This window comes from Actinophytocola sp. (genome assembly GCF_035942955.1).
Classification (GTDB): Bacteria; Actinomycetota; Actinomycetes; order Mycobacteriales; family Pseudonocardiaceae; genus DASYTH01.
Genome location: NZ_DASZCQ010000288.1, coordinates 1 through 19,078 on the forward strand (window position 1 = coordinate 1; position 19,078 = coordinate 19,078).

Here is a 19,078-nt window from a genome sequence, read left to right on the forward strand (position 1 = left end):
GCCGGTGCTGGCGACGCGGGAGGACGCCGGGATCGGGCCCGTCGAGGGGTCGGGCCCGATCCCGGCGACATGCCATCCTGGGACGCATGATCGAGGCCATTGCCGCCGGCGTGCGTGCCGGCACCGTCGATCCCGTCGAGCTGGCCGAGCGGGCGCTGGCCAGGGTCGGGGAGAACTGCGAGCTCAACGCCGTCGTGCACGTGGACCCCGACGCGGCGCGCACCGCCGGCCGGGACGGCCCGCTGGCCGGGATTCCGTTGCTGGTCAAGGAGATCATCGAGGTCAAGGGGTGGCCGCACCGGTGCGGCTCCCGGGTGTTCGCCGACCGGGTGGCCGCCGCCGACGCCGAGATCGTGCGCCGCGCCCGCGCGGCCGGGGCGGTCCTCATCGGCCTTTCGCACAGCCACGAGTTCGCCTACGGCTGCACCGGGACGTCCAACATGGCCGGACCGTGCCGCAACCCGCACGACCCCGGCCGGATGACCGGCGGCTCCAGCTCGGGCTCGGCCGCCGCCGTCGCCGCCGGCATCGTGCCGCTCGCGCTCGGCACCGACACGGCCGGCTCGGTGCGCGTCCCGGCCGCGCTGTGCGGGGTGGTCGGCGCGGTGCCGCACCGGGGCACGCTGCCGACGCGCGGGGTGTTCCCGCTGTCGGTCACCCTCGACCGGGTCGGGGTGCTCACCGCGTCGGTCGCCGACGCCCGGTACGCCGTCGGCGTGCTCGCCGGGACCGACCTGCCCGACGAGCCGGCGTCCGCGCCCCGGCTCGGCGTGCTCGCCGATCCCGAGCTGCTCGACTGCTCCGCCGAGGTCAGCGACGCCTACCGCGCCGCGCTCGACCGCTTCGCCGACGCCGGCGCCTGGGTGGTCGAGGTCAAGCCGCCCGACTGGCGGCTGCTCACCGGCACCGCGTTCGATCTCCAAGGCCCGGAGGCGGCCGCCCTGCACAGCGAGCTGGCCGCCCCCGTCGAGGACTACCAGCCCGACGTGCGCGAGCGGCTGCGGGTCGCGTCCGAGGTCCCCGGCTGGCGCTACGTCCGCGCCCGCGACCGGATCCCCACCCTCAACGCCGAGCTCGGCCGCCTCCTGTCCACAGTAGACGCCGTCGTCTTCCCCACCGTGCCCATCGTGGCGCCCCCACTGGACGCCACCGAGGCCGTGGTGGCCAGCGGCCGCGCCCCCGTACGCGACCTCCTGCTCCGCAACAACCGCCCCCTCAACGTCACCGACTACCCCGCCCTGAGCATCCCCCTCCCCAGCCCCGGCCTACCCGTCGGCCTGCAACTCATCGCCGCCGACGACCCCGCGGCCTTCGCAGCCGCCGCCTGGGTGGAGCGGACCCTCACAGCCGGGTAGCGACGAAGATCTTCACCGGGTCGGCAGGGGCGCCGTCGACCGGTGCCGGGTCTTCCGGGGTGGGGGCGATGCCGGCGGCGGCGATGCGGTCCAGGGTGGCCAGGCCGAGCAGGCCGACCGAGCCGAAGATCGAGAAGTTCGGGCGCAGCCGGGAGTCGGTCTGCACCATGAAGAACTGGCTGCCGTTGGTGTCCGGGCCGGCGTTGGCCATCGCCAGGGTGCCGCGCGGGTAGATCTTGCGCTCGCCGGTCGGGTCGTCCGGCCACGGCGCCAGGTCGGTGGGCAGCTCGTCTTTGTACCGGTAGCCGGGGCCGCGCTCGCCGGTGCCGGTCGGGTCGCCGCACTGCAGCACCTTGAGCGTGGGGTAGGCGGTCAGCCGGTGGCAGATCGTGCGGTCGTAGAAGTCGTGCCGGACCAGGTGCAGGAAGCTTTGCACGGTGCACGGCGCCTTGGCCCGGTCCAGGGTCAGGTCGATGATGCCCTGGTTGGTGACGAGCAGCACCAGGACCGTGCCGCGGCTGGGCGTCCTGCGGGGGTCGGGCGGCAGGGGGACCGGTCGGGCCGCCGGGTCGTCCGGGGTCTCGGTGTACCGGCAGGGGCCGGGAGTGACGCCCAGATCCGCCGCCGCCGGGCCGGCGGCCAGCAGCAACCCGCCCGCCGTCAGCGCCGCGGTCAGGGCGATTCCGAGAAGTCGCAATGGTTTCCTCGACATAGCCACCGAGCCTAGGGCCGCGGCGCACCCCGGAAGAGGATCCCGTTTTCCCATACTGGGTACGCTCGCTTACGTGTTCGACACCCTCTCCGACCGGTTGACCAGCGTCCTGCAGAACCTGCGGGGCAAGGGCCGGCTGTCCGACGCCGACATCGACGCCACCGCGCGCGAGATCAGGATCGCGCTGCTGGAGGCCGACGTCGCGCTGCCCATCGTCCGCACGTTCATCGCCAAGGTCAAGGAGCGGGCCAAGGGCGCGGAGGTGCACGCCGCCCTGAACCCGGCCCAGCAGGTCGTCAAGATCGTCAACGAGGAGCTGATCGGCATCCTCGGCGGCGAGACGCGCCGGCTGAACCTGGCCAAGACGCCGCCGACGGTGATCATGCTGGCCGGCCTGCAGGGCTCCGGTAAGACCACGTTGGCCGGCAAGCTGGCCAAGTGGCTGGCCGGCCAGGGGCACACCCCGCTGCTGGTGGCCGCCGACCTGCAGCGGCCCAACGCGGTCACCCAGCTTCAGGTGATCGGCGAGCGCGCCGGGGTGCCGGTGTTCGCCCCGGAGCCGGGCAACGGGGTTGGCGACCCGGTCGACGTGGCCAGGCGCGGCGTCGACGAGGCCCGGCGCGCCCAGCACGACATGGTCATCGTCGACACCGCCGGCCGGCTGGGCATCGACGAGGAGATGATGCGTCAGGCGGCCGACATCCGCGAGGCCGTGCAGCCCGACGAGGTGCTGTTCGTGGTCGACGCGATGATCGGCCAGGACGCCGTCACCACCGCCGAGGCGTTCCGCGACGGGGTCGGCTTCACCGGTGTGGTGCTCACCAAGCTCGACGGCGACGCCCGGGGTGGCGCCGCGCTGTCCGTGCGCGAGGTCACCGGCACGCCGATCATGTTCGCCTCCAACGGCGAGAAGCTCGAGGACTTCGACGCCTTCCATCCCGACCGCATGGCGTCGCGGATCCTCGGCATGGGCGACCTGCTCACCCTGATCGAGCAGGCCGAGCAGCACTTCGACCAGCAGCAGGCCGAGGCCGCCGCCGCCAAGATCGGCACCGGCGAGCTGACCCTCGAGGACTTCCTCGAGCAGATGCTGGCGGTGCGCAAGATGGGCCCGATCGCCAACCTGCTCGGCATGCTCCCCGGCGCCGGGCAGATGAAGGAGCAGCTGGCCCAGGTCGACGACAAGCACCTCGACCGGCTGCAGGCGATCATCCGCGGCATGACCCCGGCCGAGCGGCTCGATCCGAAGATCATCAACGCGTCCCGCCGCCAGCGCATCGCCCGCGGCTCCGGCGTGGCCGTGCGCGAGGTCAACGACCTGGTCAACCGGTTCTTCGAGGCCCGCAAGATGATGCAGCAGATGGCCGGCCGGTTCGGCTTCCCAGGCTCGCGGCCGAGCAACCGGTCCAAGAAGGGCAAGAAAGGCAAGAAGGGCAAGGGCCGCGGCCCCACGCCGCCCCGGATGCGCGGCGGCATGCCCGGCCTCCCCGCCGCCATGCCCGACCTGTCCGCGTTGCCGCCGAGCCTGCGGGATCTCCCACCGGGGCTCAACGACCTGCCACCCGGCTTCGACCCGTCGAAGCTCAAGTTCCCCAAGAAACCCAGGGAGAACTAGACGGTGGCCCCCGCCGGTCGAGGCGGGGGCCACCGTCGTTCTTGGCGGTTACAACGCGAACGCCTGCAGCTCGGAGATCCGGACCGTCTGCGCCACGGTCGGGTTGCCCGTGGTGCAGTCGCTGGTCGACCTGGGGTCGGCGTCCTGGTCACCGGCGTACTCCGGAGCGCCCGTGCACTGGTTGGTGAGCACCCGGATCTGCAGGTGCGTGGCCAGCGTCGGGAAGAACCGGAACGACCGGCTGATCAGGTCCGCGGCCGTCGGCCTCGGCACGTTGGCCGGGAACGCGTTGGCCGGGCTGGTGAAGACCCGCCGGTAGCCGGCCGGGTCGGCACAGTTCTGGCCGAGCGCCGCGTTGCAGGACAGGATCTCGAACTGGCGCAGCGCCGTGAACCGGTTCTGCGCGCCGGGGTCGGCGTCGCCCTCGATCGCCGGCCGCAGCAGGGCGCTCACGTTGACCCGGCTGACCAGCTGCGGGCCGTTGCCGGCGAGGTCGACCGTGACGGTCTTGCCGGCCACCGGGGAGCCGATCGACGCCCAGTTGGTTCCCTCGGTGTCGTCGATGAGCTTGTCCAGGTTGACCCCGTCACCGGAGGCGGTCGCCCCGGAGCTGGCCGACGCGACGTTGCGCAGCAGCGGCGACACGATCGTCTCGCGCTCACCCGGCCGCAGCGTGCGCTGGGTCCGCATGCTGCCGAACCCGGCCCCGGCGACGACGAACGTGTACCGGCCCGGCGCGATCTGCGCCGTGTCGGGCAGCGGCGTGGCCGGGTCGGTGTCGGCCACCGGCATCGACCGCGCCTCGTAGTCGCCGACGTAGAGCCGCACCGGCGCGCCCGCGGCCTGCCCGGCGGCCAGCAGCCGCACGGTCGCGTTGCGGGCGAACGGGGACGCGAAGCTCGGAATCGCGTCCTGGTCGTTCGGGTCGGTGCTCGACGCGCCCTCGCCGAGGCCGTGCTGGGCGAACGCGTTCCACAGCAGATCGGCGTTCGCGCCGCCGAAGCGGATCTGGTCGGCGGCCAGCATCGAGTCACGCAGGTCGACGTAGGTCACCGCGCCGGAGGCGTTGAGCAGCAGGGCGTCGAACTCAAGCTGCATCCACCGCCGGTTGCCCGGGCACCGCTCGACCGGCACCTTGCCGTCCGCGCAGTCCCGCTGGAGGGCCGGGGTGCCCAGCCCGTACCGGTCGATGAACGCCTGCCGGACGTCGAAGCTGGTCGCGCTCCAGATCTCGCCGTCGGCGTGCACCTGCTGCCCGACCAGGTCGTAGGACAGGTTGCTGTAGTTGAGCGGGCTCTTGCTCATGTCGTAGTTGCGGATGCCCCGCTCGGTGTCGCCGGTGACGTACCCGCCGGTGATGAACGGGGTGTCGCCCTTGGGTCGGAACCCGTACTCGAACAGGTACTCCATGGCGAGCAGGTCGGAGTGCGACTCGTTCATCGCGCCCGCCTGCGCGCCCTGCCAGCCGGTGTTCGGGCCGCCGATCATGCGACCGGTGATCGCGTGGGCGTACTCGTGCCCGATCACCGACATGTCGTAGTCGCCGTCCACGCAGGGCGGGTAGAACCCGCCGGGCGACGGCTGCCACAGGAACATGTTGGTCACCGGCACGGTGCCGTCCGGCCCGCTGGCCTGGTTGGCGTTGTTGCGGGACGGGAAGTTCGGCGGGGCGCCGCCGGCCCGCCCGCCGGCCTGGGCGTTGCCGTGCTCGGCGTCGCCGTCCAGCCCGCCGCGGTCGCCGTTCTCGGTCTGCATATTCCAGGTCTCCTCGGTGAAGCCGAGGTGGTACGACCAGTCGTGCATGCGGTTGTGCATGGCGAACAGGTTCGCCAGCGCCGCGTTGATGTCGTTCTCCTGCGGGGTGGCGAACACGTCGGGGTTGCACTTCGACTCGAACCACTGATTGGTCCACGGGTACTGGTAGTCCCTTGTCGGGCTGGGCGCGGCCGGGCGGGTGCCGATCGTGCCGTTGGCCAGGCTGTCCCACTTTTCGAAGTCCCGCACGGAGTTGCCGGCCGTTGTCTGCGACGGCTGACCGGTCACCGGGTCGATGTCCCAGGCCACGCCGCGGTCGGCGGTGGCGACCGCGCGCTCGCAGCCGGGCGCCGGGGTGAAGCACCAGGTCACCCTGGTGTCCCGGGTGGAGTTGTCGGGCGGCGGGTTGGCGGGGAAGACGTCCCATTCCGGGTTCTCCGGGGCGTAGTGCTGGTCGACGATGTCCTCGCGCACCAGCACCTGGCCGGTCCGGGCGTCGATGTAGGTGGTGTACCCGGTCAGCTCGCCGTCGCCGCCGCTGATCAGCACGACCTGGTAGGCCGCACGCGCCGGGGCGTCGGGCATCGGCACCGCGCCGAGCTGGACCCGCCGGGTCGCCAGGTTGTCGGTGGCCAGGCCCGCGTCGGCCGCCGCGGCGGCGAGCGCCTGCTCGGGCGACAGGGTCGCCGGCTCGGGCGCCGGGCGGTCCGGGCTCAGCGACGAGCTGAGATAGCTGACGGCCCCGTCCCGGATGCCGAAGGCGGCAAGTCCGTCCATGACGGACGGTAGCGATCCAAATCGCTGCCGCAACATTACGTAAGAACCCTGGCCCATGGGGCGGCTCACCAATACATCCATCGCATTGATGGATTGCTCTGATAAGCCGAACGTCTCATTGTTGCTCGTCAGATAACCGCGCGCGATCGCGACCGGATCGCCGGACGCGATACGCGGCTGGGCATCGACGCGCGGCACGAGGGTGGCCGGCGTGCCGTACCGGTTCCACCGGACGGACGTGCTGCGCTCGCCGGCCAGCGCGCGCTGCCGGTCGGTCGGCTGAGCCGTCCCGGATCTGTTGTCGACGTCGCCGTCGTGGGTGTGGTCGCCCTGGATCTCGGCGACGGGGAGGCCGGCCGACGCCGGTTCGCCGGACGCCGACTCCATCGACAACATGCTCATTGCTAATAATGCGGCCGCGGCGAGCGTCATGGCCCTCCGGAGATGAGATCTCCGCATCTGTGCACGCCTCCCATGGGGATCGGGTCGAATGGGGAGAAATGTGACTCCCCAGCTTCCCTCCGGGCGCGCGCGAAAGATAGCCGCAATTCGTATGCATTACATTTGTGCGCGATGCGAACGCGCTGGTCCGCTCGGTAGCCTTCCGGCATGACCGCGCTGCACGTGCGGGGAGTGGTGCTCCCCGAGGGCGAGGAACGCGACCTGTGGATCGTCAACGGCCGGGTCCGCACCGAGCCGGTAGCCGGTGCACAGTCCATTGTGGACGGCGGGTTCCTGGTGCCCGGCCTGGTGGACGCGCACTGCCACATCGGGCTGGCCGCCGGCGACCTGGCCGCAGCCGAGGCGCAGGCCCTTACCGACCGCGACGCCGGCACGCTGCTGATCCGCGACTGCGGCTCACCGATGGACACCCGGCCGCTACAGGAGCGGCTCGACCTGCCCCGGATCATCCGCGCCGGCCGGCACCTCGCCCGGCCAAAGCGGTACATCCGGCACATCGGCGTCGAGGTCGAGGACCCGGCCCGGCTGCCGGCCGTGGTCGCCAGGGAGGCCGAGTACGGCGACGGCTGGGTCAAGCTGGTCGGCGACTGGATCGACCGGGACCTCGGCGACCTTGCCCCGCTCTGGCCCGACGACGTGCTCGCCGAGGCGATCAAGGTCGCGCACGAGGCCGGCGCCAGGGTGACCGCGCACGTGTTCGGCGAGGACGCCCTGCCCGGACTCATCGGCGCCGGCATCGACTGCATCGAGCACGGCACCGGGCTGTCCGACGCGCTGATCGCCGACCTGGCCGAGCGGGGCACCGCGCTGGTCCCCACCCTGATCAACATCGAGCGCTTCCCCGACATCGCCGCGGAGGCCGACAAGTACCCGACCTACGCCGCGCACATGCGGGCCCTGCACGCCAGGGTCGGCCACACCGTCTCGGCCGCCATCGAGGCCGGCGTGCCGATCTACGCGGGCACCGACGCCGGCGGCGGGGTCGGGCACGGCCGGATCGTCGACGAGATCGTCGCGCTGCACCGGGCGGGCCTGAGCCCCGAGCGCGCCCTCGGCGCGGCGTCCTGGTCGGCCCGCGCCTGGCTGGGCTGGTCGGGCCTCGACGAGGGCGCGGCCGCCGACCTGCTGGCGTACGACGCCGACCCCCGGCTGGACCTCGCCGCGCTCAGGACACCGAAGCTGATCATGTTGCGTGGGCGGGTGATCAGCTAGGAGTACGGCTAGTCTCGGGTACATACCCACGGACGTTCACCCACACGAGTCCGGAGGCTTCCGTTGAGCAGTCTCGCCGACCGCGTCTCGGAGGCGCGACCGGTCGAGACGCCGCGGACGCACCGCTGGGGTTTCGGGGCGTTCGTGCTCGTCTTCGCCGTGTTCCTGCTCTCGGCGGTGCTGATCGGGGCGATCGCTCAGCTCGAGTCGCCGGGCGCGGGCATCTCGGTGCCGGTGGCGCTGATCGGGTCCATCATCCCGCCGGTGCTGGCGGCCGGGGTCGCGCTGCTGGTCACGGTGCTGCGCGGGAACGGGCCGAGGATCGACCTGCGCTGGTCGTGGAGCTGGGTGGACGTCCGCGTCGGGCTGCGGTTCGGGCTCATCGGGCTGGTGTGCACCACGGCGGCCGCGTTCCTGTGGACCAAGATCGTCGGCGAGCGGAACGCCTCCTCGGCGCTGGGTCAGCTGGTCGACAACCAGCGCCTGCCGCTGATCGCCGCGATCACCATGTTCCTGTTCATCTGGCTGATCGGCCCGATCTGCGAGGAGATCATCTACCGGGGCCTGCTCTGGGGCGCCCTCGAGCGGCTGAACTGGGGCCGCTGGATCGTGTTCGGGCTGACCACCGTGATCTTCGCGGTGAGCCACCTCGAGCCGATGCGCACCGTGCTGTTGCTGGTCATCGCCATCCCGATCGGACTGGCGCGGCTGGTCACCGGGCGGCTCGGGGCGAGCATCGTCGCCCATCAGATCAACAACTTCCTGCCGGCGCTCGCCGTGCTGCTGATCGCGCTCGATGTGATGCCGGCGTGATGGCCATGGACCTCAACAGCGATCTCGGCGAGGGCTTCGGCATCTGGCGGCTTGGCGACGACGAGGCCCTGCTCGAGGTGGTGACCTCGGCCAACGTGGCGTGCGGGTTCCACGCGGGCGACCCGTCCACCCTCCGCCGGGTGTGCACGGCGGCCGCGGCGCGCGGCGTGACCGTCGGAGCCCAGGTGTCCTACCCGGACCTGCGCGGGTTTGGCCGCCGGTTCATGGACATCGACCCCGTCGAGCTGGCCGACACCGTGCTCTACCAGATCGGCGCGCTGGAGGCGTTCGCAAGGGCCGCGGGCGTCCGGGTCGCTTACGTCAAGCCGCACGGGGCGCTGTACAACACGGCCGTGCACCACGAGGCGCAGGCCGACGCCGTGATCGCCGGCGTCCGCGCGTTCGGCGAGCTTCCGGTGCTCGGCCTGCCGGGCTCCCGGCTGCTGGCCGCCGCCGAGGCGGCCGGGCTGCCGGCCGTGCTGGAGGCCTTCGTCGACCGCGGCTACACGCCGGCCGGCACCCTGGTGTCCCGGCGCGAGCCGAACGCGCTGCTCACCGACACCGCCGCGGTCGTCGAGCGGGCGGTGCGGCTGGCCTGCGACGGCGAGCTGGTCGCCGTGGACGGCACGGTGCTGCCGATGCGCGCCCAGTCGTTGTGCCTGCACGGCGACACCCCCGGGGCCGTCGCCCACGCCAAGGCGGTCCGGGCCGCGCTCGAGCAGGCCGGCGTCACGCTCGCCCCGTTCGCCACGTAGACAACGCCGTCTGGCACAATGACGGATTGTCCGCTGTGGCCGGACCCTCTCACCGTGCCATGGCGCCATGAACCTCCGGGCGCAGCCGATCCGTCCCCACTCGGGTCTGCCCGCGCCTGACCGTGAGTACAACGAGGAGCAACCCACCCCGTGGCTGTCAAGATCAAGCTGCAGCGGCTCGGCAAGATCCGCGACCCGCACTACCGGGTCGTCGTCGCCGATGCCCGCACCCGCCGTAGCGGCAAGGCAATCGAGACCATCGGCCGGTACCACCCCCGGGAGGAGCCGAGCCTGATCGAGATCGACTCCGAGCGGGCCCAGTACTGGCTGGGGGTCGGCGCGCAGCCGACCGAGCCGGTCCAGCACCTGCTCGAGGTCACCGGCGACTGGCAGAAGTTCAAGGGCCTGCCGGGCGGCGAGGGCACGCTGCGCAAGGCCGAGGCCAAGCCCACCAAGCAGGAGCTGTTCGAGGCCGCGCTGAAGGCCGCGGGCGAGGAGCCGACCACCGAGGCCACCACGCCGAAGAAGCGGGCGCCGCGCAAGGCCGCCGACAAGTCCGACAAGGCCGAGAAAACCGAGGACGCCAAGGACGAGGCATGAGCTTCCTCGCTGATGCCCTTGAGCACCTGGTGCGGGGCATCGTCGATCACCCGGACGACGTGCGGGTGGAGCTGGTCACCACCCGCCGCGGCCGCACGCTCGAGCTGCACGTGAACCCGGACGACCTCGGCAAGGTGATCGGCCGGGGCGGCCGCACCGCGACCTCGCTGCGCACCGTCATGGCCGGCATCGGCGGCCGCGGCATCCGAGTGGACGTCGTCGACACGGATCAGTGAGGGAGCTCGTGGTCGGCCGGGTGGCCAAGGCACACGGGGTCACCGGGGAGCTGGCCGTCGAGGTGCGCACCGACGAGCCGTCGGCCCGCTTCGCCGTCGACGCCACGCTGATCGCGCAGCTGCGCGACCGGACCCGGCGGCCGCTGACGGTGTCGGCCGCCCGGCCGCACAGCGGGCGGCTGCTGGTGCGCTTCGCCGAGGTGGCCACCCGGGACGTGGCCGAGACGCTGCGCGGCGCGCTGCTGCTCGTCGAGGCCGCCGACCTGCCGCCCTCCGACGATCCCGACGAGTTCTACGACCACGAGCTGGAAGGGCTCGCGGCCGTGCTCGCCGACGGCACCCCGGTCGGTGACATCCGCGAGGTCGTGCACAGCCCCGGCGGCGAGCTGCTGGTGCTCCAGCGCCCGGACGGCGCCGAGGTGCTCGTGCCGTTCGTCCGCGCGATCGTGCCCCAGGTGGACGTCGCGGCCCGCCGGGTCGTGCTCGACCCGCCGGAAGGCCTGCTGGACCCGTGATGCGCCTCGACGTGATCACGATCTTCCCCGAGTACCTCGCCCCGCTGCGCACCGCGTTGCTCGGCAAGGCCCTCGAGCGCGGCCTGCTCCGGCTCGACGTGCACGACCTGCGGAACTGGACGCACGATGTGCACCGCGCGGTCGACGACAGCCCGTACGGCGGCGGCCCCGGCATGGTGATGAAGCCGCAGGTGTGGGGCGAGGCGCTGGACGCCGTCTGTGCGGGCGGCCCGCCCCGGCTCGTGGTGCCGACCCCGGCCGGGCGCCCGTTCACCCAGGCGGTCGCGCGCGAGTACGCCGCCGAGGAGTGGCTGGTGTTCGCCTGTGGCCGGTACGAAGGCATCGACCAGCGGGTGCTCGCCGACGCCGCGCGCCGGATGCCGGTCGACGAGATCTCCATCGGCGACTACGTGCTGGTCGGCGGCGAGGTGGCGGTCCTGGTGATGGTCGAAGCGATCGCCCGGCTGCTGCCCGGGGTGCTCGGCAACCCCGCGTCGGCGCAGCAGGACTCATTCTCCGACGGGTTGCTCGAGGGCCCGGCGTACACCCGGCCCGAGGTGTGGCGCGACCTGGCCGTCCCCGACGTGCTCCGGTCCGGCAACCACGGGGCGATCGACCGCTGGCGGCGCGACCAGGCGCTGGAGCGCACCTTCCGCCGCCGCCCCGACCTGCTCGCCGCCCTCCCCGAGGAGAAGCTTGACCGGCACGACCGGGCGGTCCTCGATCGTCTGCGGGAGGGGCCGGATTTCGGGTCCGCCTCCGGCGTCTGACATACTTGATGGGTTGCCGCGACCGGGCACGACCCCGGCACGCGCCTCGAGCCCCCTTGCAGGCCGTCGACACGATGTCGCGCGCAAGAAGACCAAGACGCTAGTGAGGACGGATCACGATGAACACCCTGGATGCCCTGGACGCCAAGTCGTTGCGTTCCGACATCCCGGACTTCCGTCCGGGCGACACCCTCAAGGTCCACGTCCGCGTCATCGAGGGCTCTCGCGAACGGGTCCAGATCTTCAAGGGCGTGGTGATCCGCCGCCAGGGTGGCGGCATCCGCGAGACCTTCACCGTCCGCAAGATCTCCTTCGGCGTCGGCGTCGAGCGCACCTTCCCGGTGCACTCGCCGAACATCGCCAAGATCGAGGTGGACCGGCGGGGTGACGTGCGCCGCGCCAAGCTCTACTACCTGCGCGAGCTGCGCGGCAAGGCCGCCAAGATCAAGGAGAAGCGGGAGCCGCAGCAGGCTTCGTGAGGCCGCCCTGTGTTTGATGGGTCGCTCTCCCCGCGAGGCTGTCCCACCCACAGCCCCGCGGCCGCTCCCGTAGCCTGGTGTCGTGGTCAACCCCGTGCACTTCGCAGCGCCCGAGGATGACCCCGACCGCACCCAGCACATCCCGCGCGTCAACCCATCGCGGCGTGAGCCGTTCCGCAAGTACCGGTCGGAGTCGTGGCGCCCGCAGGTGCCGCCGCGGACTCCGGAGAGCCCGCGCGGCCGGCACCGCAAGGCGGCGCGCAAGCAGCCGCTCTGGCGCGAGCTGCTGATCCTGCTCGGCGTCGCGGTCGTGCTCACCGTCCTGATCCAGCACTTCATCGGGCGGGTCTACTCGATCCCGTCCGGCTCGATGGAGCAGACCCTGCACGGCTGTCCCGGCTGCAGCGGCGACCGGGTGCTGGTGGACAAGATGGTCTACCGGTTCCGCGACCCCGCGCCCGGCGACGTGATCGTCTTCCGCGGCCCGCCGGCGTGGACCCAGAACGACGTCACCGCCGCGCCCACGGGCACCGTCTTCGTCCGCGGCCTGCAATGGCTCGGCTCCCTCATCGGGCTGGCCCCGCCGGACGAGCGGGACTTCGTCAAGCGGGTGATCGCCACCGGCGGCCAGACCGTCGAGTGCTGCGACGCGCGCAACCGCGTGCTGGTCGACGGGCGCCCGCTCGACGAGCCGTACATCTACTGGGAAGCCGGCCGCCCCAACACCCAGGCGGCGTTCCCGGCGGTGCGGGTGCCGGAGGGCACGCTGTGGGTGATGGGCGACAACCGCAACGACTCCTGCGATTCCCGCTGCCAGGGCGGCGGCAAGGAGGTCAACGGCGGTCTCAACGGCGTCGTCCCGGTCGACGACGTGATCGGCAAGGCCCGGTTCATCGTGCTGCCACCGTCGCGCTGGCGCGGCGTCGGTGATCACAACCCGCAGGCCGCCGCGGCGCCGCTGAGCGCCCCCGCGTGGCAGCAGGGACTTCCCGCCGGCGTCGGCATTGCCGCCGCGTGGCCGGTGCTGTGGCTGGGCCGGCGCGTTCGCCGGGCGGTTCGCCGGTAGTCTGCGGAACGTGGTCGACGTCGGACACTCCAAGGACAACCAGCACGAGGACGAAGAGGAGCCCGGCACGCAGGAGAGCACCGACAAGGCCGCCGCGGAGCAGGAATCCTCCGACGCCGCCGACTCCGGCGCCGAGGAATCCCCGAAGGCCAAGAAGAAGCCGCGGTCGTTCTGGAAAGAGCTGCCGATCCTGATCGGGATCGCGATCGTGTTGACGATCATCATCCAGAGCTTCATCGCGCGGGTGTTCCTCATCCCGTCCGAGTCGATGGAGCGCACCCTGCACGGATGTGCCGGCTGCTACGGCGATCGGGTGCTGGTCGACCGGGTGGTCTACGCGTTCTCCGATCCGGAGCCGGGCGACGTCGTCGTGTTCGAGCGGCCGGAGACCTGGAACCGAGCCGAGTTCCAGGCCGACCGGTCCAGCAACACCGTGGTGCGGTGGCTGCAGGACATCGGCGCGATGTTCGGGCTCGCCTCACCCAACGAGGACGACGTCGTCAAGCGCGTGATCGCGGTCGGCGGGCAGACCGTGGAGTGCTGCGACGAGCAGGGCCGGGTGCAGGTCGACGGCAGGCCGCTCGACGAGCCCTACATCTACTGGGCCGACGGCGCGCCCAACGGCAACCAGGAGTTCGACGCGTTCCAGGTGCCCCAGGGCACCCTGTGGGTCATGGGGGACAACCGCAACAACTCGGCCGACTCGCGGGTGCAGGGCGGCGGCGGCCTCCAGGGCGTCGTGCCGGTGGACAACGTGATCGGCAAGGCCCGGTTCATCGTGCTGCCGCCGTCGCGCTGGCAGGGCGTCGGCGACCACAACCCGCAGGTCGCGCTCGCCTGGGCCGGTGCCCAGTTCGGCGTCGGCCTGCTGGTCGCCGCCCCGACCCTGTGGCTGGGCAGGAGGATGCGGACCGCGCTGCGTCGGCAAGGGCGGCGACCGTGACCGCCTCCCTCGACCTGCGGCCACCGCGGGTGGTGCTGCGCCGCGACGCGGGCAACTGGGGACTGCAGGCCGCGCTGGACCGGCGCGGTCTCGGGCCGGTCGCCGGGGTCGACGAGGCCGGCCGGGGCGCGTGCGCCGGCCCGTTGGTGGTGGCCTCGTGCGTGCTGCGACCGGGGGACGCCGCCCGGTTCGAGGGCCTCACCGACTCCAAGCTGCTCACCGCGGCGGCCCGGGAGCGGATGTACGACCTGGTGGTCAAGCGCGCGGTCGACTACGCCGTCGTGGTGATCCCGGTCGACGAGGTCGACCTGCGCGGCGTGGGCGTGGCCAACATCGAGGGCATGCGGCGGGCCGTGGCCCAGCTGCGGACCCACCCCGGCTACGTGCTCGTGGACGGCTTCCGGGTGCCCGGCCTGACCGCGCCGAGCATCCCGATCGTCAAGGGCGACCAGGCCGCGGCGTGCGTGTCCGCGGCGTCCATCCTGGCGAAGGTGACCAGGGACCGGATCATGATCGACCTGCACGAGCGCTTCCCGATGTACGGCTTCGACGAGCACAAGGGGTACTGCACCACCGAGCACGGCGAGGCGCTGAGCCTGCATGGTCCGTGCGAGGCGCACCGCTGGTCGTTCGTGAACGTCTGGACCGCGGGCCGCGCACACTCCCTGCGGGCGCCGCACAAGGTCGCGCCGCATTGCTACCTGCCCGTAGCGGGTGATCCCGGGCCTACCGTCGGTGCCGAACTGCTCGACGTAGTTCAGAATGGGGAATCCCTGATTGACGCCGGGTGGCCGGACCACGAGGAGCGCAGTACCGCATGAGCGCGGAGGACCTGGAGAAGTACGAGACCGAGATGGAGCTGTCGCTCTACCGGGAGTACCGCGACATCGTCGGTCAGTTCTCCTACGTCGTGGAGACCGAACGGCGCTTCTACCTGGCCAACGGCGTGGACGTGCAGGTCCGCGACGCCGACGGCGAGGTCTACTTCGAGGTGCGCATGTCCGACGCCTGGGTCTGGGACATGTACCGCCCGGCCCGCTTCGTCAAGAACGTCCGGGTCATGACGTTCAAGGACGTCAACGTCGAGGAGCTGGACAAACCCGACCTCCGCCTCCCCGAAGAGGGCCCGTTCGGCGGCTAGGTCCGACCGGTCGCTCTCCGCGAGGCCCTCCCTCCCACGGCCTCGCGTCCGCTCCTAGCACACCCCGCCGACACTTCCCCTCGCTCTCGATCTTCTTCGGCCGAGTTGTCCACACCCGCGTCCGCCATCCACAGTTGATCATCCGACGGTGGCCCGCCCGCCCGGCCCGCGGGACCGTCGTCGCATGAGCAGCACCGCCGCCCCCACCCACCTCACCCTCGGCCGCCGGGGCGAGGACCTCGCCGCCCGCTACCTCGAGGAGCACAAGGGCCTGGTCGTCCTGTCCCGCAACTGGCGCTGCCGGGAGGGCGAGCTCGACCTCGTCGCCACCGACGGCCACACCCTCGTCGTCTGCGAGGTCAAGACCCGCACCAGCACCGACTACGGCGCCCCCGCCGAGGCCGTCACCGAGACCAAGGCCCGCCGCATCCGCCGCCTCACCCGCCGCTGGCTGCGCGCCCACCAGATGCGCAACTGCCCCCAGCGCTTCGACATCGTCTCCGTCCTCTGGCCACCCGGCCAGACACCCCGCATCAAGCACCTCCCGGGGGTGCTCTGATGGCGCTCGCCCGCGCTTGCTCGGTCGCCCTGTTCGGCATCGACGGCGCCGTGGTGGAGATCGAGGCCGATATCGGCGGCGGCCGGCCGAGGACCCAGATCCTGGGCCTGCCGGACGCCGCGCTCAACGAGGCGAAGGAGCGGGTCCGTGCCGCGGTCCGCAACAGCCGCCTCGAGTGGCCGAGCGAGCTCATCACCCTCGCCCTCTCGCCGGCCGCCCTGCCCAAGGGCGGCTCGGGCTACGACCTCGCCCTGGCCTGCTCGGTTCTTGTCGCTGCCGGCGTGATCCCGTCCGGCAAGCTCGCCAGCACCGTGCTGATCGGCGAGCTGGCCCTTGACGGCCGGGTCCGGCCGGTCCGCGGCGTGCTGCCGGGCCTGCTCGCCGCTCGCCGGGCCGGCCTGCGTCGGGCCGTGGTCCCGGCCTCGACACTTCCCGAGGCCGCCCTGGTCGGTGATGTCGAGGCCCTCGGCGCCGAACACCTCGCCGATGTCGTCGGCTGGCTGCGCGGCGAGGACGGTCGGCTGTCCACCCCCGGTCCCCATCCCACCGGCCCATCTCCCGACATCCCCGACCTCGCGGACGTCCTCGGCCAGCCCGAGGCCAGGTGGGCCCTCGAGGTCGCCGCGGCGGGCGGCCATCACCTCCTGCTCATCGGCCCACCGGGAACCGGCAAGACCATGCTCGCCCGCCGCCTTCCCGGGCTGCTCCCGCCGCTGTCCGACGAGCAGGCCCTCGAGGTCACCGCCATCCACTCCATTGCCGGCGCCCTCTCGCCCCAGTCGCCCCTCATCACCACGCCGCCGTTCATCTCCCCGCATCACTCCACGTCGACCCCCGCCCTGGTGGGTGGCGGTGTCGGCCTCGCCAAACCCGGCGTCATCAGCCGAGCGCACCACGGCGTCCTGTTCCTCGATGAGGCCTGTGAGGCCGGCCCGCACTGCCTCGAAGCGCTGCGCACCGCCATCGAGGAGGGCGAGATTCGCCTTGCTCGCCGAGACGGCATCGTCCGCTATCCCGCGCGGTTCCAGCTCGTGCTCGCCACCAACCCGTGCCCGTGCGCCCCGGCCCGGGAGTCCGACTGCACCTGCTCCCCGCACACCCGTCGCCGGTACTTGTCCCGCCTCTCCGGCCCGCTGCTCGACCGGATCGACCTCCGTGTCCGCATGCGCCCGATCACGGCGATGTCTCACCTCGCTTCCTCCGTGCCGGAGAGTTCCGCCACCGTGCGCGCCCGCGTCGCCCGAGCCCGCCAGCGCGCTGCTGATCGCTGGGCCAAACAGGGTTGGCTCACCAACGCGCAGGTGCCCGGCCCGGCCCTGCGCCGGGAGTTCGCCCTTCCGAGGGCGGTCACCGTCCTTCTCGACCGCGGCCTCGCCGCCGGCGCGGTCACCGCCCGCGGCGCCGATCGCTGCCTGCGTGTCGCCTGGACCCTCAGCGATCTGGACGACCGGTCCCAGCCCGGCCCTGACCACGTCGCCGCCGCGCTGGAGTTCCGTGACCGGAGGGCGGCATGAGCGTTTCCGAGGAGGTGCTTCGGGCCCGGGCCTACCTGTTGCGGGTCGCCGAGCCGCCGGCGACCGCGCTCGCCGGGCTCGTGGCGAGGCACGGCCCGGTCGAGGCGGCGGCGTTGGTCCGGGCCGGTGCCGGGCCGGACGGCGTGGTCGCCGAGACGTCGGCCCGGCGCCGGCACGACCGGGTGGACGAGGATCTGGCCGCGGCCGAGCGGGTCGGCGCCCGGCTGTTGGTACCCGAGGACGAGGAGTGGCCGCAGTGGCAGCTGCTCCCGCTGCACCGGGCCGCCGACCGGGGATGGCGCTGGGCCGGCGCGCCGCTGGCCCTCTGGGTGCGCGGATCGGCACGCCTGGCCGACCTGTTCGACCGCGCGGTGTCCGTGATCGGTGCCAGGGCCGCGACCGGCTACGGCGAGCACGTCGCCGCCGAGCTCGGCTACGGCCTTGCCGGCGAGGGCTTCACCGTCGTCTCCGGCGCCGCCTACGGCATCGACGGCGCGGCGCACCGCGGCGCGCTGGCCGCCGAGGGCCGCACCGCCGCCGTGCTCGGCTGCGGGATCGACGTCGAATACCCGGCCGGGCACGCCACCCTGCTCGACGAGATCACCGGCCGCGGCGTGGTGATCAGCGAGTACGCGCCGGGCACACCGCCGGCCCGGCACCGCTTCCTGGTCCGCAACCGGCTCATCGCCGCGCTGTCCGCCGGCACCGTCGTCGTCGAGGCCGGGATCCGCAGCGGCGCCAGGAACACCGCGGCCTCCGCCGCCGCGCTCGGCAAGGAGCTCATGGTCGTCCCGGGCCCGATCACCTCGGCCATGTCCATGGGTTGCCACGAGCTGCTCCGCACCGGCGCCGCGATCCCGGTCGGCTCCGTCGCCGAGATCCTCGAGTCGGTCGGCCGCATCGGCGAGGGCATCGTCGCCCGACCCGAGGCCCCGACCCGCCCGACCGACGGCCTCGCCGACGAGGCCCTCCGCGTCCACGAGGCCCTCAGCAGGCGCACGAGCCGCGAGGCCGACCGGATCGCCGTAGACTCGGGCGTGCCCCTGGACAAGGTCCGGGCACTGCTCCCCGAGCTCGAGCTCACCGGTCTGGCCGAAAGGTGCGAGGACGGCTGGCGACGAACGGCCCAGCCATGAACCCCAACCCCCACCTGCCGCAACTCGAGGAGGCCGACCATGACCATGCGACACGTCGACATCGACGACCAGCTGCTCGAGGACGTCAAGGCCTACCTGGGCACCAAGACGATCAAAGAAACGATCAACGCCGCGCTCCGGTACATCGCTGGAAATCCGGATTGTCCTACCGCGATCGACCTGAGTGCCGATCCGGTGGCCGTCTACCGCACCCGAGCGTTCATGAAACGCCCGTGGCGGGGTCCTGGTTTCTGGTCGACAACAGCGTCCTAGCCCGAATCCAGCACGAAGCGGTGCGTGAGGTGGTGTCACCGCTGCTTGCTCGGCGTGGCCTGGCAACCTGCGCGGTGGTCGACTTGGAGGTGTTGTACAGCGCCCGGTCTCCCACCGAGTACCAGGCAAAGCTGACCGAACTGCGGGCCAACTACATCAGCCTGCCGATCACACCGGCGATCTGTGCCCGTGCAATCCATGTTCAGGCCAGATTGGCGATGCGTTCTCGGCACCGCGGCTGCGGTGCGGCGGATCTGCTGGTTGCCGCGTGCGGCGAACTTCATGGGGTGCCGATTCTGCACTACGACAAGGACTACGACCTGATCGCCTCGATAACCGGGCAGCCGGCGAAATGGGTGGTGCCCCGAGGCAGTGTTCCGTAGCGGTGTC

The 19,078-nt window shown here is 72.2% G+C and carries 21 protein-coding genes; 19 read left to right on the plus strand and 2 right to left on the minus strand.

Features of this window, described 5'->3' with window-relative positions:
• Positions 1 to 86 precede the first annotated feature (86 nt).
• A complete protein-coding gene (locus tag VGX25_RS29180) occupies positions 87 to 1,355 on the plus strand; it encodes an amidase (protein ID WP_326921143.1) in 1,269 nt (422 codons plus the stop codon).
• On the opposite strand, the gene VGX25_RS29185 is transcribed toward VGX25_RS29180, so the two are convergent.
• On the minus strand, positions 1,342 to 2,067 hold the full coding sequence (locus VGX25_RS29185) for a peptidylprolyl isomerase (RefSeq protein ID WP_326921144.1): 726 nt from the start codon (positions 2,065 to 2,067) through the stop codon (positions 1,342 to 1,344). The two genes, VGX25_RS29180 and VGX25_RS29185, sit on opposite strands and share 14 nt — an antisense overlap.
• A gap of 73 nt (positions 2,068 to 2,140) precedes the next feature.
• On the opposite strand from VGX25_RS29185, the gene ffh reads away from it, so the two are divergent.
• Positions 2,141 to 3,682, plus strand: coding sequence for a signal recognition particle protein (ffh, locus tag VGX25_RS29190; RefSeq protein ID WP_326921145.1), 1,542 nt, complete (start codon positions 2,141 to 2,143; stop codon positions 3,680 to 3,682).
• A gap of 48 nt (positions 3,683 to 3,730) precedes the next feature.
• Here ffh and VGX25_RS29195 read toward each other — a convergent pair whose 3' ends face one another.
• A complete protein-coding gene (locus VGX25_RS29195; RefSeq protein ID WP_326921146.1) occupies positions 3,731 to 6,646 on the minus strand; it encodes a M36 family metallopeptidase in 2,916 nt (971 codons plus the stop codon).
• A 177-nt stretch (positions 6,647 to 6,823) separates the two neighbouring features.
• On the opposite strand from VGX25_RS29195, the gene VGX25_RS29200 reads away from it, so the two are divergent.
• From VGX25_RS29200 to VGX25_RS29280, 17 genes are all read left to right on the plus strand, one after another.
• Complete coding sequence (locus VGX25_RS29200; RefSeq protein ID WP_326921147.1) at positions 6,824 to 7,888, plus strand: amidohydrolase family protein; 1,065 nt, start codon at positions 6,824 to 6,826, stop codon at positions 7,886 to 7,888.
• 63 nt (positions 7,889 to 7,951) lie between these two features.
• Positions 7,952 to 8,701 (plus strand): type II CAAX endopeptidase family protein, encoded by a 750-nt coding sequence (locus tag VGX25_RS29205; protein ID WP_326921148.1) that lies wholly within the window; start codon positions 7,952 to 7,954, stop codon positions 8,699 to 8,701.
• The gene (locus tag VGX25_RS29210; RefSeq protein WP_326921174.1) at positions 8,701 to 9,456 is read left to right on the plus strand and encodes a 5-oxoprolinase subunit PxpA; all 756 of its coding nucleotides are present in this window, start codon (positions 8,701 to 8,703) and stop codon (positions 9,454 to 9,456) included. The genes VGX25_RS29205 and VGX25_RS29210 overlap by 1 nt, the downstream gene beginning before the upstream one ends.
• 150 nt (positions 9,457 to 9,606) lie before the next feature.
• Positions 9,607 to 10,056 carry a 30S ribosomal protein S16 gene (gene rpsP / locus VGX25_RS29215; protein ID WP_326921149.1) on the plus strand — a complete coding sequence of 150 codons (450 nt, stop codon included), beginning with the start codon at positions 9,607 to 9,609 and terminating at the stop codon, positions 10,054 to 10,056.
• Positions 10,053 to 10,292, plus strand: a complete 240-nt coding sequence (locus VGX25_RS29220; protein ID WP_326474701.1) for an RNA-binding protein — start codon at positions 10,053 to 10,055, stop codon at positions 10,290 to 10,292. The genes rpsP and VGX25_RS29220 overlap by 4 nt, the downstream gene beginning before the upstream one ends.
• Complete coding sequence (gene rimM, locus VGX25_RS29225; protein ID WP_326921150.1) at positions 10,289 to 10,807, plus strand: ribosome maturation factor RimM; 519 nt, start codon at positions 10,289 to 10,291, stop codon at positions 10,805 to 10,807. The genes VGX25_RS29220 and rimM overlap by 4 nt, the downstream gene beginning before the upstream one ends.
• Positions 10,807 to 11,577: a tRNA (guanosine(37)-N1)-methyltransferase TrmD gene (gene trmD, locus VGX25_RS29230; protein ID WP_326921175.1), complete on the plus strand. Its 771-nt coding sequence runs from the start codon at positions 10,807 to 10,809 to the stop codon at positions 11,575 to 11,577. The genes rimM and trmD overlap by 1 nt, the downstream gene beginning before the upstream one ends.
• Positions 11,578 to 11,696: 119 nt before the next feature.
• Entirely contained in the window at positions 11,697 to 12,056 is a 360-nt protein-coding gene (gene rplS, locus VGX25_RS29235; protein WP_326921151.1) for a 50S ribosomal protein L19, read from the plus strand.
• Positions 12,057 to 12,138: 82 nt separating this feature from the next.
• On the plus strand, positions 12,139 to 13,122 hold the full coding sequence (lepB, locus tag VGX25_RS29240) for a signal peptidase I (protein ID WP_414636018.1): 984 nt from the start codon (positions 12,139 to 12,141) through the stop codon (positions 13,120 to 13,122).
• Between the two features lie 10 nt (positions 13,123 to 13,132).
• Positions 13,133 to 14,065, plus strand: a complete 933-nt coding sequence (gene lepB, locus VGX25_RS29245) for a signal peptidase I (RefSeq protein WP_326921152.1) — start codon at positions 13,133 to 13,135, stop codon at positions 14,063 to 14,065.
• Entirely contained in the window at positions 14,062 to 14,886 is an 825-nt protein-coding gene (locus tag VGX25_RS29250) for a ribonuclease HII (protein ID WP_414636019.1), read from the plus strand. Before lepB (VGX25_RS29245) ends, VGX25_RS29250 begins: the two co-directional genes overlap by 4 nt.
• A complete protein-coding gene (locus VGX25_RS29255; RefSeq protein ID WP_326921153.1) occupies positions 14,883 to 15,206 on the plus strand; it encodes a DUF2469 domain-containing protein in 324 nt (107 codons plus the stop codon). Before VGX25_RS29250 ends, VGX25_RS29255 begins: the two co-directional genes overlap by 4 nt.
• Positions 15,207 to 15,390: 184 nt before the next feature.
• Positions 15,391 to 15,765 carry a YraN family protein gene (locus VGX25_RS29260; RefSeq protein WP_326921154.1) on the plus strand — a complete coding sequence of 125 codons (375 nt, stop codon included), beginning with the start codon at positions 15,391 to 15,393 and terminating at the stop codon, positions 15,763 to 15,765.
• On the plus strand, positions 15,765 to 17,279 hold the full coding sequence (locus VGX25_RS29265) for a YifB family Mg chelatase-like AAA ATPase (RefSeq protein WP_326921155.1): 1,515 nt from the start codon (positions 15,765 to 15,767) through the stop codon (positions 17,277 to 17,279). The genes VGX25_RS29260 and VGX25_RS29265 overlap by 1 nt, the downstream gene beginning before the upstream one ends.
• The gene (gene dprA, locus VGX25_RS29270) at positions 17,276 to 18,415 is read left to right on the plus strand and encodes a DNA-processing protein DprA (RefSeq protein WP_326921156.1); all 1,140 of its coding nucleotides are present in this window, start codon (positions 17,276 to 17,278) and stop codon (positions 18,413 to 18,415) included. The genes VGX25_RS29265 and dprA overlap by 4 nt, the downstream gene beginning before the upstream one ends.
• A 39-nt stretch (positions 18,416 to 18,454) precedes the next feature.
• The gene (locus tag VGX25_RS29275) at positions 18,455 to 18,688 is read left to right on the plus strand and encodes a type II toxin-antitoxin system VapB family antitoxin (RefSeq protein ID WP_326921157.1); all 234 of its coding nucleotides are present in this window, start codon (positions 18,455 to 18,457) and stop codon (positions 18,686 to 18,688) included.
• 20 nt (positions 18,689 to 18,708) lie between these two features.
• The gene (locus VGX25_RS29280; protein WP_326921158.1) at positions 18,709 to 19,071 is read left to right on the plus strand and encodes a PIN domain nuclease; all 363 of its coding nucleotides are present in this window, start codon (positions 18,709 to 18,711) and stop codon (positions 19,069 to 19,071) included.
• The last annotated feature ends 7 nt before the right edge of the window (positions 19,072 to 19,078 follow it).